The organism is Paraburkholderia sp. AV2, from assembly GCF_054968425.1.
In genome coordinates this window covers 39,743-53,192 of the sequence record NZ_JBANLK010000011.1, presented here as the reverse complement: position 1 = coordinate 53,192, position 13,450 = coordinate 39,743, and the positions used below count along the sequence as shown (strand labels likewise).

The 13,450-nt window shown below is 66.3% G+C and carries 9 protein-coding genes; 7 read left to right on the top strand and 2 right to left on the bottom strand.

Going from position 1 to position 13,450, the window contains the following annotated elements:
* Window positions 1–52 precede the first annotated feature (52 nt).
* On the bottom strand, window positions 53–1,249 hold the full coding sequence (locus V8683_RS10790) for an NnrS family protein (RefSeq protein ID WP_411191085.1): 1,197 nt from the start codon (window positions 1,247–1,249) through the stop codon (window positions 53–55).
* Window positions 1,250–1,888: 639 nt separating this feature from the next.
* Here V8683_RS10790 and V8683_RS10785 point away from each other — a divergent pair.
* The 7 genes from V8683_RS10785 to V8683_RS10755 all read left to right on the top strand — a co-directional run bounded on the left by V8683_RS10785 (window position 1,889) and on the right by V8683_RS10755 (window position 12,678).
* The gene (locus V8683_RS10785) at window positions 1,889–5,668 is read left to right on the top strand and encodes a nitrate reductase subunit alpha (protein WP_411191084.1); all 3,780 of its coding nucleotides are present in this window, start codon (window positions 1,889–1,891) and stop codon (window positions 5,666–5,668) included.
* Window positions 5,665–7,191 (top strand): nitrate reductase subunit beta, encoded by a 1,527-nt coding sequence (narH, locus tag V8683_RS10780; RefSeq protein WP_411191083.1) that lies wholly within the window; start codon window positions 5,665–5,667, stop codon window positions 7,189–7,191. The genes V8683_RS10785 and narH overlap by 4 nt, the downstream gene beginning before the upstream one ends.
* A gap of 4 nt (window positions 7,192–7,195) precedes the next feature.
* Window positions 7,196–7,897, top strand: a complete 702-nt coding sequence (gene narJ, locus V8683_RS10775; protein ID WP_411192497.1) for a nitrate reductase molybdenum cofactor assembly chaperone — start codon at window positions 7,196–7,198, stop codon at window positions 7,895–7,897.
* A gap of 58 nt (window positions 7,898–7,955) precedes the next feature.
* Window positions 7,956–8,639, top strand: a complete 684-nt coding sequence (gene narI / locus V8683_RS10770) for a respiratory nitrate reductase subunit gamma (protein ID WP_411191082.1) — start codon at window positions 7,956–7,958, stop codon at window positions 8,637–8,639.
* An 11-nt stretch (window positions 8,640–8,650) separates the two neighbouring features.
* Entirely contained in the window at window positions 8,651–9,451 is an 801-nt protein-coding gene (locus tag V8683_RS10765) for a peptidylprolyl isomerase (RefSeq protein ID WP_411191081.1), read from the top strand.
* Window positions 9,452–9,464: 13 nt separating this feature from the next.
* Entirely contained in the window at window positions 9,465–10,733 is a 1,269-nt protein-coding gene (locus V8683_RS10760; RefSeq protein WP_411191080.1) for an MFS transporter, read from the top strand.
* Between the two features lie 514 nt (window positions 10,734–11,247).
* On the top strand, window positions 11,248–12,678 hold the full coding sequence (locus V8683_RS10755; protein ID WP_411191079.1) for an MFS transporter: 1,431 nt from the start codon (window positions 11,248–11,250) through the stop codon (window positions 12,676–12,678).
* On the opposite strand, the gene V8683_RS10750 is transcribed toward V8683_RS10755, so the two are convergent.
* The gene (locus V8683_RS10750; RefSeq protein WP_411191078.1) at window positions 12,644–13,402 is read right to left on the bottom strand and encodes an SDR family NAD(P)-dependent oxidoreductase; all 759 of its coding nucleotides are present in this window, start codon (window positions 13,400–13,402) and stop codon (window positions 12,644–12,646) included. The genes V8683_RS10755 and V8683_RS10750 overlap by 35 nt on opposite strands.
* Window positions 13,403–13,450: the final 48 nt, after the last annotated feature.

The following is a 13,450-nucleotide window of genomic DNA, read 5'->3' as shown; positions in this document are numbered from 1 at the left end:
ATCGAGCAACGTGCCGGTGACGGAACCGCGAGGGGCGTTGAACAGCCTTGCGCTAACCTTCCTTGCCGTCCAGCCGCGGACGCCAGAGCCATCCCGCGTAACGCGCGCAATACGCAGCGAACGCCACGATCCAGCAGGCCGCCGATATGTCGATGGCGGCGAGCGTCCAGGCCGGCGCCAGCGCGGGCACGACTACGCGCATCACGGCGGCCAGCATCAGCAGTCCATAGCATGCGATCTCGATGCGTCCCGCGACGAGTGGCCGGCCCGTATGCCCACGCGCCGTACGCGTGATCATGGCGATGATCGCGCAGCCGATCGCACCGGCCGTGAACGCGTGCATCGCGAGCGAGTGCGCGACGTAGCCGCACGATGCGAGCGCAAGCATCGCGAAGCCGAACGGAATCCACGCATAGGCAACGTGCAGGATCGCGAGGATGGGGCGATTGCCGACGCGCCACGAGCGCCAGCCAAACCACCGCCAACCCTGCACGAGGGCGGCGGCGAGGCTCGCGGCGGCCACCACGGAGCGCGGCGCGCCAAACCCGTCCATGACAAAGGCGAGCGCGGTGAGCGGCATCACCGCGGCTTCGACAAAACGCCAGCGCCGGGAGGTGTAGCCCGGAACCGCATTGGCGGTGAAGGACGGAATGATGCGTCCGCCGATGACGGTCACGAACAGCACGAGCAGGCCGACCGCGAGCCAGGCGCTACGCAACGCCCAGTCCGCATGTCCGCTGCCGGCCGCCAGATGGAACGCGAGGTTGGTGGCCGCGAGCAACCCGAGCGCAACGGGCAGGAAGACGTTGTGGCGGTTCTGCGCGCGAACGAGCACGCGTAGCAACACGAACGCACAGACCGGCAGGAACGCGACGTCGACCGTGGCGGCGAGCGCGGCGGGCGCCCAGGCCACCGCCGCGCGTCCCGCCAGCCAGAGCAGCCACAGCGCGGCGAGCGAGCGGCCCTGGGCGGGCGTCACGGTAGTCCATGCGCGTACGGCGGTGAGCAGGAAGCCCGCCACGATGGCCGCGGCAAAGCCGAAAATCATTTCATGGGCGTGCCAGAGGACGCCGGGCAGGGAGGACTGGAGACCCGGCAGGGGATGGCCGTCTATCGCGGCCAGCCACGCCAGCATCGCGGCGCTGCCGAACAGCGCGCCGCCCAGATAGAACGGGCGAAAGCCGAGCGCCCAGAGGGCGAAGCGGCGGCGCGGCGCAGCCGGCGGTTCGGCGATGCTGTGGAGATTCATGCTCTGCGCTCCCGCTAATAGATGTATTTGATATACATCATATACGCCGCAGGTCGGGTCCGTAGAATCTGCCGATGTGGCATTTGCTCGCAGCTCGAACCGGAGGGCGCGACGTAAGATCGCCCCCGCTGTACAACGCGTTTCGCTGCGACGTAGTTCCGAATCGATGCTCGTGCCGATCGTTAGTGAACGTCACGTGGCTCGATAAGCCGGCTTCCATTCAGCTTGACCATCGTTCGAGTCTGAGTAAAGATGCACATCGCGTGCCTGATTAGCCAGGTCCGCATCGCCGATGCATCAATGAAGCTGAGCAGTGCTGTCGTTCGTGTCATTTGAATGACGGCTTCGCAGTGTGTTGAAACGCCCGTTTCCATCCGGATTTCGACAACTTGATGACATGCCGGTAACACTCACGCCACCGCGTAGTCTCCGTCCCAGGGCCGCACGGCCACCGCTGCCGCACGATAGCATCTGTCACGATGCGAGGCGCATGATCGAGCGGTATCGACATCGGATAATGCGGACTCCGATATATTTTTCCGTGCATATCCATGCCGGGCGCCTCTTCGTCGCCACGCGCGATACCTTACCCGCGTGGCGGTGCGGCCACGATTCGATTCCCACTTTATCGAGATTGCCATGAGTCATTTTCTCGACAGGCTGCGCTATTTCACGACCACCCGCCCGACCTTCTCCGACGGTCACGGTGCTGTCACGGACGAAGACCGAAAGTGGGAGGACGCTTACCGCCAGCGCTGGCAGCACGACAAGATCGTGCGTTCGACGCATGGCGTGAACTGCACCGGGTCCTGCTCGTGGAAGATCTACGTGAAGGGCGGCATCGTGACATGGGAGACGCAGCAGACCGACTACCCGCGCACGCGGCCCGACATGCCGAACCACGAGCCGCGCGGCTGCTCGCGTGGCGCCTCGTATTCGTGGTACCTCTATAGCGCGAACCGCCTCAAGTATCCGATGGTGCGCAGCGCGCTGCTCACGCTCTGGCGCGAGCGGCGCCGCACGCTCGAGCCCGTCGAGGCGTGGCGCTCGATCGTGGCCGACGAAGCGGCGCGGCGCAGCTATCAGCAGCGCCGCGGGCTGGGCGGCTTCGTGCGGTCGAGCTGGGACGAGGTCAACGAGATCGTGGCGGCCGCCAACGTCTACACGATCCGCGAACACGGTCCCGACCGCGTGGTGGGCTTCTCGCCGATTCCGGCAATGTCGATGGTCTCGTACGCGGCGGGCTCGCGCTATCTGTCGCTGATCGGCGGCGTGTGCCTGAGCTTCTATGACTGGTACTGCGATCTGCCGCCGGCCTCGCCGCAGACCTGGGGCGAGCAGACCGACGTGCCCGAATCCGCGGACTGGTACAACTCCACGTTCATCATGCTCTGGGGTTCGAACGTTCCGCAGACGCGCACGCCGGACGCGCATTTCATGGCCGAGGTGCGCTACAAGGGCACGAAGATCGTCTCGGTGTTTCCTGACTACGCGGAGGGCGCGAAGTTCGGCGACATCTGGCTGCATCCGAAGCAGGGCACCGACGCGGCGCTGGCGCTCGCGATGGGGCACGTGATCCTCAAGGAGTTTCATCTGGCGGGCAAGAGCGATTATTTCGCCGACTACTGCCGCCGCTATACCGACATGCCCTGCCTCGTGCGCCTCGTGCCGCATGGCGAGGGCTACGTGCCCGAGCGGCTCGTGCGCGCCTCCGACTTCGACGGGGCGCTCGGCGAGACGAATCACGCGGAGTGGAAGACCGTGGCGATCGACGAGGCGAGCAACGACTTCGTCGTGCCGCTGGGGTCGGTGGGCTTTCGCTGGAACCAGCAGGAGGGCGGCGACAAGGGCAAGTGGAATCTGCGCGCCGAAGCGTCGAACGGCGCGGCGCACAAGCCGAGGCTGTCGCTCGTCGGCGCGCACGACGACGTCGTGGACGTGAAGTTTCCTTACTTCGGCAATCAAGCGCATGCGCATTTCGAATCGACCTCGCATGCGTCCACGCTCACGCGCCGCATCGGCGTTCGCCGCGTGAGCACGCAGAACGGCACGATGCTCGTCGCGAGCGTCTACGATCTTTTCGTCGCGAACTACGGGCTCGATCAGGGGCTGGGCGGCGCGGACATCGCCGCCAGCTACGACGACGACGTGCCTTACACGCCGGCCTGGCAGGAGGCGATCACCGGCGTGAAGCGCGCCGACGTGATCGCGGTGGCGCGGCAGTTCGCGGAGAACGCCCACAAGACCGGGGGCAAGTCGATGGTGATCATCGGCGCCGGGATCAATCACTGGTTCCATATGGACATGGCGTACCGCGCGATCATCAACATGCTGATCATGTGCGGCTGCATCGGCAAATCCGGCGGGGGCTGGTCGCACTACGTGGGCCAGGAAAAACTGCGCCCGCAAACGGGCTGGACCGCGCTCGCGTTCGCACTCGACTGGCATCGCCCGCCGCGCCAGATGAACGCGACGTCGTTCTTCTACGCGCACACCGACCAGTGGCGCTACGATCCGATGAATCCCACGGCGCTGCTGTCGCCGCTGGCCGACACGACCCACTTTCACGGCGCGCCGATCGACTACAACGTGCGCGCCGAGCGCATGGGCTGGCTGCCCAGCGCGCCGCAACTCAAGCGCAATCCGCTCGACCTCGGGCGCGAGCTCGCCGGGCACGAGGCCGCGCCGGCCGAAATCGCGGCGCGCCTGAAGGCCGGCAGCCTGAAGCTCGCCTGCGAGGATCCCGACGATCCCGACAACTTTCCGCGCAACCTGTTCGTGTGGCGCTCGAACCTGCTCGGCTCGTCGGGCAAGGGGCACGAGTACTTCCTCAAGCATTTGCTTGGCACGACGAACGGCGTGCAGGGCGAGGAAATAGGCAAGAACGGCGGCGTGCGGCCCGAGGAGGTCGCATGGCGCGAGGAGGCACCGCGCGGCAAGCTCGATCTGCTCGTGACGCTGGACTTCCGCATGTCCACCACCTGCATGTATTCGGACATCGTGCTGCCCACCGCGACGTGGTACGAGAAGGACGACATGAACACGTCCGACATGCATCCGTTCATCCATCCGCTTTCGGCGGCCGTCGATCCCGCCTGGCAATCGAAGAGCGACTGGGAGATTTTCAAGGGGATCGCGAAGCGTTTCTCCGAACTGAGCGTGGGGCAGCTTGGCGTGGAGCGCGACGTCGTGCTCGCGCCGATCGCGCACGACAGTCCGGCCGAGCTTGCCCAGCCTTTCGACGTGCTCGACTGGAAGCGCGGCGAATGCGAACCGGTGCCCGGCAAGACCATGCCGTCGGTGATAACCGTCCAGCGCGACTACCCGGCCACGTATCGCCAGTTCACCTCGCTGGGCCCGCTGATGGATACGCTGGGCAATGGCGGCAAGGGCATCAACTGGGATACGCGCGAGGAGGTGGCATTGCTCGGCGAACTCAACTATCGCGTGGGCAGTGCGGGTACGGCCGAAGGCCGGCCGCGCATCGAGTCCGCCATCGACGCCGCCGAGACGATCCTCTCGCTCGCGCCCGAGACCAACGGCGCGGTGGCGGTCAAGGCGTGGGACGCGCTTTCTTCGATCACGGGCATCGAACACGCGCATCTGGCCGAGGCCCGCGCCGACGAGAAAATCCGCTTTCGCGACATTCAGGCCCAGCCGCGCAAGATCATCTCGTCGCCCACCTGGAGCGGCATCGAGTCGGAGCATGTCTCGTACAACGCGGGCTACACCAACGTTCACGAGCTGATTCCATGGCGCACGCTCACGGGCCGTCAGCAGCTCTATCAGGACCATGCGTGGATGCGCGCGTTCGGCGAATCGCTCTGCGTCTACAAGCCGCCCATCGACACGGGCAGCTACGAGCACATGGTCGGCAAGCACTCGAACGGCAACCCGGAAATGGTGCTCAACTTCATCACGCCGCACCAGAAGTGGGGCATTCACAGCACCTATACCGACAATCTGCTAATGCTCACGCTCTCGCGCGGCGGCCCGATCGTGTGGATCTCGGAGCGCGACGCGGCGCAGATCGGCGTGGCCGACAACGACTGGATCGAATGCTACAACTCGAACGGCGCGCTGTGCGCGCGCGCCGTGGTGAGCCAGCGCATTCCGCGCGGCATGGTGATGATGTACCACGCGCAGGAGAAGATCGTGAACACGCCGGGCTCGCAAATCACGGGCACGCGCGGCGGCATTCACAACTCGGTCACGCGCATCGCGCTCAAGCCCACTCACATGATAGGCGGCTACGCGCAGCTTTCGTACGGGTTCAATTACTACGGCACCGTGGGCTCGAACCGCGACGAGTTTCTCATCGTACGCAAGATGAGCACGGTCGACTGGCTCGACGACACGCCGCCCCAGCAGATGGCTCCCGCCACCGAACGCAGGGTCCGCGAAGGAGAAGCGTCATGAAAGTGCGTGCGCAGATTGCGATGGTGCTCAACCTCGACAAGTGCATTGGTTGCCATACGTGTTCGGTGACCTGCAAGAACGTCTGGACGAGCCGCGAGGGCATGGAGTACGCCTGGTTCAACAACGTCGAAACGAAGCCCGGCATCGGCTACCCGAAGGAATGGGAGAACCAGGACCGCTGGCACGGCGGCTGGACGCGCAAGGCCGACGGCAAGATCGAGCCGCGCCTGGGCGGCAAGTGGCGTCTGCTTGCTCAGATCTTCGCGAATCCGCGGCTGCCGCAGATCGACGACTACTACGAACCTTTTACGTTCGACTACGCCCATCTGCAGGACGCGGGCAACACGCGCGCGATGCCGGTGGCGCGGCCGCGCTCGCTCATCAGCGGCGAGCGGCTCGAGAAAATCGAGTGGGGTCCGAACTGGGAGGAGATACTCGGCGGCGAGTTCGAGAAGCGCGCGAAGGACTATAACTTCGAGAACGTGCAAAAGGACATCTACGGCCAGTTCGAGAACACCTTCATGATGTATCTGCCGCGCTTGTGCGAGCACTGCCTCAATCCGGCCTGCGTCGCGGCCTGTCCCTCGGGATCGATCTACAAGCGCGAGGAGGACGGCATCGTGCTGATCGATCAGGACAAGTGCCGCGGCTGGCGCATGTGCGTCTCCGGCTGTCCATACAAGAAGATCTATTACAACTGGCACAGCGGCAAGGCCGAGAAGTGCATCTTCTGCTATCCGCGCATCGAGGTCGGGCAGCCCACCGTGTGTTCGGAGACCTGCGTGGGGCGCATCCGCTATCTCGGCGTGCTGCTCTACGACGCCGATCGCATCGGCGAGGCTGCAAGCGTCGAGCGCGAGACCGATCTGTACGAAGCACAGCTTTCGGTCTTCCTCGATCCGCACGACCCGGCCGTGATCGCGCAGGCCGAACGCGATGGCGTCCCTCACGCCTGGATCGAGAGCGCCCAGCGCTCGCCCACGTGGAAGATGGCGATCGACTGGAAGATCGCGTTTCCGCTGCATCCCGAGTACCGCACGCTACCGATGGTCTGGTACGTGCCGCCGCTTTCACCGATCAACTCCGCGGCCAATAGCGGCGATCTCGGCATGAACGGCTATCTGCCCGACGTCGAATCGCTGCGCATTCCGCTGCGCTATCTCGCCAACCTGCTCACGGCCGGCGACGAAGCCCCTGTGAAGCGCGCGCTGGAGCGCATGCTGGCCATGCGCGCGTTCATGCGCGCGCGTCACGTGGACGGCGTGGAGGCGCCGGGCGTGCTCGCGCAAGCGGGCTTGTCGGTCGCGCAGGTGGAGGACATGTACCGCTATCTCGCGATCGCCAACTACGAGGATCGCTTCGTGATCCCGACCACCCACCGCGAGTACGCGGAAGATGCCTTCGATCTGCGCTCGTCCTGTGGCTTCTCGTTCGGCAACGGCTGTTCGGACGGCCGCTCGGAGGCGAGCCTCTTCAGCACACGCAAGGGCGGACGCACGATTCCGATCCGCCAGGAGTCCTGACATGATGCAAACGCTTCAACGCGAGCAGCAGGGCAGGGTGTACGCCGTGCTGGCGGCGCTGCTCGACTATCCCGACGCAGCCCTGGTGCAGGCGCTGCCGGAGGCGCGCGAGCGGCTGATGGCGGAGCGTGCGCTGCCGCGCGAGGCGCGCGCGGGCCTTGCGCGCTTCTTCGACTACTGCGCCGAACGCGAACTCGTCACGCTGCAGGAGAACTATGTCGCGTTGTTCGACCGCGGGCGCGCGACGTCGCTCTATCTGTTCGAGCACGTGCACGGCGAGTCGCGCGACCGCGGGCAGGCCATGATCGATCTGCTGCAGACCTATGCGCGCCACGGGCTCTACCTGGCCGCCAACGAGCTGCCCGACTATCTGCCGGTGTTCCTGGAATATCTCTCGCGTCTGCCGGTGAAGGAGGCGCGCGCGCTGCTCGCCGAGACCGTCGAGATCCTGCAGTCGCTGGCGGATGCGCTGGGCCAGCGTGCCAGCCACTACGGCTTCGTGATCGGCGCGCTGCTGGCGCTGGCGGGCGGCGCGGCGATGCCCGCCGACGCCGAGGCCGAGGACGACGCGCATCGACCGCCATCCGCCGCCGACTATCGCGCGCTCGACGCCGCCTATACCGACGAGCCCGTGCGTTTCGTCGGCGCGACGGCGCCGGCCGCGGAGCCCGTGCACTTCTACGACAAGCGGCCGGCGCGCAGGTGACGGCCCGCACACCGCGCCCGCGCAACGGGCGCGGCCACCCAGCACGAGGAGAATCGCCATGAGCGGCTACTTCCATCAGTTTGTGTTCGGCATCTACCCGTATATCTGTCTGGCCGTGCTGTTGCTGGGCAGTCTCATCCGCTTCGACCGCGAGCAGTACACGTGGAAGAGCGACTCGTCGCAACTGCTGCGGCACGGCGCGCTGCGCCTCGGCAGCAATCTGTTTCACTGGGGCGTGCTCGTGGTCGTGCTCGGGCATTTCGCGGGCTTTCTCGCGCCGCACTGGCTCGTTTCGCCGTTTCTCTCGGCGTCGGGACACCAGCTCGTCGCGATGATCGCGGGTGGGGCGTCGGGCGCCGTGGCGATCATCGGCCTGACGATCCTGATCTGGCGGCGCCTGTCCGACGCGCGCATTCGCCACAACAGCCGCGTCTGGGACATCGTGATCGTCCTGATGCTGTGGGTGCAACTCGCGCTCGGCCTCGGCACCGTGTGGCTGTCGCTGCATCACATGGATGGCGTGCTGTTCGAGCAGCTCACCGATTACGTGAAAGGCGTCGTCACGTTCCGGCCCGGCATCGCGGGGCTCCTCGACGGTGTGCCGCTCACGTACCAGCTTCATATCGCGCTTGGCTTCACGATCTTCCTCGTTTCGCCGTTCACGCGGATGGTGCATATCTGGAGCGGCCTGGCTTCGGTCGCGTATCTGATCCGGCCGTATCAGCTCGTGCGCCGGCGTTGAGAGGAGGCGACATGGACAACCGCGAAGCCTGCGTGACGGAACCGCAAGCGCAGGCGGCGATGCTGCGCGTCAACGACGTCGCGATCGACATGGCCGAGATCGCGGCCGAGCGTCGTCATCACGAAGACGATCCCGACCCGTACGGCGCGGCGCGATGCGCGCTCGCGATTCGCGAGCTGCTGCGCCAGCGCGCCGTCGCGCTCGAATTGCTGGGCCAGGACGCCACGCTCGACGACGCGGCGCTCGACGCGTTGCTCGCGCGCGAGCTTCAAGTCCCGCAGCCCACGCGCGCCGAGTGCGAACACTATTACGCCGGCCATACGGCGCGGTTCAGGCGCAACGACATCGTCTACGCGAGCCACATTCTCTTTGCCGTGACCGAACGCTCGCCGCTTGCGCGCGTGCGGGCCATGGCCGAGGAGACGCTGCATGAGGTGCGCGAGGCGCCGCAGAACTTCGAAGCGGCCGCCCGCGAGCGCTCGAATTGTCCGTCCGGCGCGTTGGGCGGCAGCCTGGGACAACTGTTGCGCGGCGACAGCGTGCCCGAGTTCGAGCGCGCGCTGTTCGGGACGGAAGCGCTCGGCATCCTGCCGCATCTCGTCAATACGCGCTTCGGCTTTCACGTCGTGCGCATCGACCGGCGCGTGGAGGGCGAGGCGCTGCCGTTCGCGGCGGTCGAGGCCGATATTGCCGCCTTCCTCGAGACGCACGTGCGCCACAAGGCCATGCAGCAGTACGTGTCCGTGCTGGCCGGCGCGGCGCGGGTCGAAGGTGCGGTGCTGGCCGGTGCAGCCGGACCGCTCGTCCAATGAAGAGGAAACCAACATGAGTTCACCTGATATTCCTGTGCGGCCCGTACCCGATGCGTCCGTCTCTCGCCGGGCGTGGTTGGTCCTGTTCGCGAGCACCTTCGCGTTCATGATCTGCTTCGTCGTGTGGATGATGTTCGGCGTGCTGGGCGTGCAGTTGCGCGAGGACCTGCATCTGAACAGTACCGAGTTCGGCCTGCTGACCTCGACGCCCGTGCTGACCGGTGCGCTCATGCGCCTGCCACTCGGCGCCTGGACCGACCGCTTCGGCGGGCGCATCGTCATGACGATCCTGCTCGCGGCGTGCGCCGTGCCGGTGTTCGTGGTGAGCTATGCGACCGCGCTCTGGCAGTTCCTGTTGATCGGGCTCTTTCTCGGTTGCGTGGGCGCGTCGTTCGCCGTGGGCACCCCTTACGTCGCGCGTTTCTTTCCGCCCGCGCGCCGCGGCTTTGCGATGGGCTTCTTCGGCGCGGGCACGGTAGGCGCCGCTGTCAACCTGTTCGTCACGCCTGCGCTGGAGGCCGCCTATGGCTGGCGCTTCGTGCCGCGCGTCTATGCCGTGGCGCTCCTCGTGACCGCGGTGATCTTCTGGTTCGCGTCGGCGCCGGATCCGGGCGCGGGCAAGGGCAGCGGGTCGTGGCTCGATTCGTTCCGGGTGCTGCGCAATCCGAACGTCTGGCGGCTCTGCCAGTACTATTCGATCACCTTCGGCGGCTTCACCGCGCTCTCGCTGTGGATTCCTCAGTACCTGAAGGCGGAGTACGGCATGTCGCTCGTCGCCGCCTCGGCATTTGCCGCCGGATTTTCGCTGCCGGGCTCGGTACTGCGCGCGGTGGGCGGCGCGCTCGCCGACCGCCTGGGTGCGCACTCCGTCACCTGGTGGGGTCTGTGGGTCGCCTGGATCTGTCTGTTCCTGCTGTCGTATCCGCCAACCGACTTCGTGATCCATACGCTCGACGGCGACGTGACGCTGCAATTGCACACGCCCGTCGTGGCATTCGTCGCGCTGACGTTCGTGCTGGGCGCCGTTTTCGCGTTCGGCATGGCCTCGACGTTCAAGTACGTGGCCGACGACTTTCCCGAAAGCATGGGGGTCGTGAGCGGCATCGTGGGCCTCGCGGGCGGGCTGGGCGGCTTCCTGCTGCCCATCATCTTCGGTTCGCTGCTCGACGTGTTCCGGGTGCGCTCGACGTGCTTCATGTTTCTCTACGGCGTGGTCTGGGTTTCGCTGATCCTCATCTATCTTGCCGAAGTGCGCCGCACGCCCGTCCTGCGTACGCAGTGACGGTTCCTGCAAAGCCATGCCCGCGCGCGGTGCGCGGGCACGCTGCAGTGCACCAGCAGCAGTCGCATCCGGCACATGAATGGTGGCCGTACCTCGGTGTCTGCGCGTAGAGGGCCGGTCCCGGCCCCCTATGGTCATCGTGCCCCGCAGCGGCGCGATTCCCGCCTGACAAGCCTTTTACCCTGACCCCGGCTATCGCGCGAGGCCCACGCGACGACATAGGCACGCGTATTGCTTTGTCAGCCTCGGGCCAACGACGGTCCAGAGAATGGCTGTCCCCGCATGCTGCGGGGACAAGTGGATGATGCGGGGCAACGGCGTCCCGAAGCGACACCTCGAGCATGCATTGCGTGCCCGGTGGGCTTCGGGACGTTTTTTTTGGCCAGCCCCAAGGCGGAGCGCCGTGGGCTGCCGTGCATGGCAGACCATTCGCGGGATCATGTGTACTACTGATGATGAACAAGCAGGAATCCGCCGTCATGCGGGTTGAAGTCCCTTTACCCTGGAGCGTCTCGTGAAAGAACTGATGCACTCGCTGAAGAGCGGCAACTGGCGCGCGCTCGTCGCGTGCTTCCTCTACTTCGACACCGGATTCACGGTCTGGGTGATGTTCGGCCCGCTCGCGCCGTTCATCCAGAAGGACGTGCCGATGTCGCCCGCGGAACTCGGCCTGCTCGTGGCCGTGCCCGTGCTGGGCGCGGCGATCCTGCGCGTCACGCTGGGCAACCTGTATCAGGCCTGCGACGGGCGGCGCATCGCGCTTCTCGGCATTGCGATCTCGGCCATTCCTTCCATCGTTCTCCTGACGATGCCGGGAACGCCGTCCTATACGCTGCTGCTCGTGCTCGGCGTGCTGCTGGGCGTGGGCGGCGCGAGCTTCGCCGTTGCGCTGCCGATGGCGGGCAGCAACTATCCGCCGAAGGTGCAGGGGCTCGTGCTCGGCCTCGCCGCGGCTGGCAACATCGGCGCGGTGCTCGACGGCTTCCTCTTTCCAGGCGTGGCGGCGCACTCCGGCTGGGCGCGCGCGACGGGCGCGGCGCTGCCGCTGCTCGCGCTGGCGGCGACCGCCGTCTGCTTCTGGGCACGCGACCTCGGCCAGAAGTCGGGCAGCGCCTACAAGGCGCTGCGCGCGTTCTGCATCACCCTGGCGGGGCTGCTCGCGCTCGTGCTCGCCGTGCATGCGGGCGTGTTCGGCGCGGGAAGGACCGGCGTGCTGCTGCTGCCCGTGTTCGGTGCGCTGCTGGCCATCGCGGTGCTGCCGGCGCATTACCGCCGCGTGCTGGCCGAGGGCGACACGTGGGTCGTCATGCTCGTCTACAGCATCACGTTTGGCGGGTTCGTCGGCATGTCTTCGTATATCTCCACGCTGCTTATTTCGCTCTACCAGGTTCCGAAGCTGGAGGCGGGCATGATCATGTCGCTGCTTGCGCTGACCGGCGCGATGGTGCGGCCCGTGGGCGGTCTGATCGCCGACCGCATTTCCGGCGTACGCGCTCTCGTGCTGCTGCTCGCGGCCATCTCGCTCGCCGATTTTATTTTCGCTGCGCTCATGCCGACGTTCGCGGCGGGCATCGTGCTGCTCGCGTTCACCTACGTCTGCTTCGGCCTTGGCAACGGCGCCACGTTCCAGCTCGTGCCGCGCCGCTGGCCCGGCCGCACGGGGCTGATGTCGGGCATCGTCGGCGCGGCGGGGGGCATAGGCGGGTTCTATCTGCCGGTTGTCATGGGCATGGCGAAGGAAAGCACCGGCAGCTATCAGATGGGTTTTGCGACCTTCGGCACGATTGCCGCGCTGGCCTTCGTGCTCGTGGTTGCGCTGCGCACGCGCTGGCTCGAATGGGCGCTGCCGCGCGAAGCCGCGCTTGCGGCGATCGCGGTGCCGGCGGGCGAGAGGGGGGCGAGCCGCTTCGTCACCACGGGATCGTCTGGTTCTCCCAGCGCGTGAACGTGGCCGTCGGGCTATCGGGCCCCAGCAACGCGACCCGTACCACCTCGCGGGCGCCGTCCTCGACGGTGTCCGTGCCCGTATAGCCGTTGAGGTTGGTCTTCGTGAAGCCCGGCGAGACGGCATGGACCTTGATCCCTTCCGGCTCCAGTTCGATCGCCATGGCGAGTGTCAGCGCATTGAGCGCCGTCTTGGACGCCGGGTAGACGGGGCCGAAGATCGCGCGCCATGGGAAGGCCGGGTCCGTATTCGCCGCCAACGACCCAACGCCGCTCGACACGTTGACGATGCGGGCCGCCGGCGCCTTGCGCAGGAGCGGAAGCATCGCCTGATATACGGCGAGAACGCCGAAGACGTTGGTGTCCCATACCGCGCGCATTTCATCGAGGGACACGTTGGCCGGCCGGGTTGTCCTCGCGTAGTCCTCGACGGACTGGCCGGGCTGCCGGCTCGTGTTGGAGATGGCCGCGTTCTGGATCAGCACGTCGATGCGGCCGAACTCGCTGCCGACCCGCTGCGCCGCGGCGGCGATCGAGGCCTGATCCGTCACGTCGAGCTGGAGCGCGTGTGCGTCCGGCCCGATCTCACGAGCCGCCGCCTCGCCGCGCTCGGCATTGCGCGATCCGGCCAGCACGATGAAACCGTGCGCCACGAGATCCCTGGCGATCTGGAGACCGATTCCCTGGTTGGCTCCGGTGACGAGCGCGATGGGTTTGTCCTGCATGGCAATCTCCTTGCTGTATTGCTGAGTATTTAGAGGTACTGTGCAAAG

Bases quoted from the DNA above. Each gene is read 5' to 3' on its own strand.
- V8683_RS10790 (WP_411191085.1), bottom strand. From the start codon at position 1,249: ATGAATCTCCACAGCATCGCCGAACCGCCGGCTGCGCCGCGCCGCCGC.
- V8683_RS10785 (WP_411191084.1), top strand. From the start codon at position 1,889: ATGAGTCATTTTCTCGACAGGCTGCGCTATTTCACGACCACCCGCCCG.
- narH (WP_411191083.1), top strand. From the start codon at position 5,665: ATGAAAGTGCGTGCGCAGATTGCGATGGTGCTCAACCTCGACAAGTGC.
- narJ (WP_411192497.1), top strand. From the start codon at position 7,196: ATGCAAACGCTTCAACGCGAGCAGCAGGGCAGGGTGTACGCCGTGCTG.
- narI (WP_411191082.1), top strand. From the start codon at position 7,956: ATGAGCGGCTACTTCCATCAGTTTGTGTTCGGCATCTACCCGTATATC.
- V8683_RS10765 (WP_411191081.1), top strand. From the start codon at position 8,651: ATGGACAACCGCGAAGCCTGCGTGACGGAACCGCAAGCGCAGGCGGCG.
- V8683_RS10760 (WP_411191080.1), top strand. From the start codon at position 9,465: ATGAGTTCACCTGATATTCCTGTGCGGCCCGTACCCGATGCGTCCGTC.
- V8683_RS10750 (WP_411191078.1), bottom strand. From the start codon at position 13,402: ATGCAGGACAAACCCATCGCGCTCGTCACCGGAGCCAACCAGGGAATC.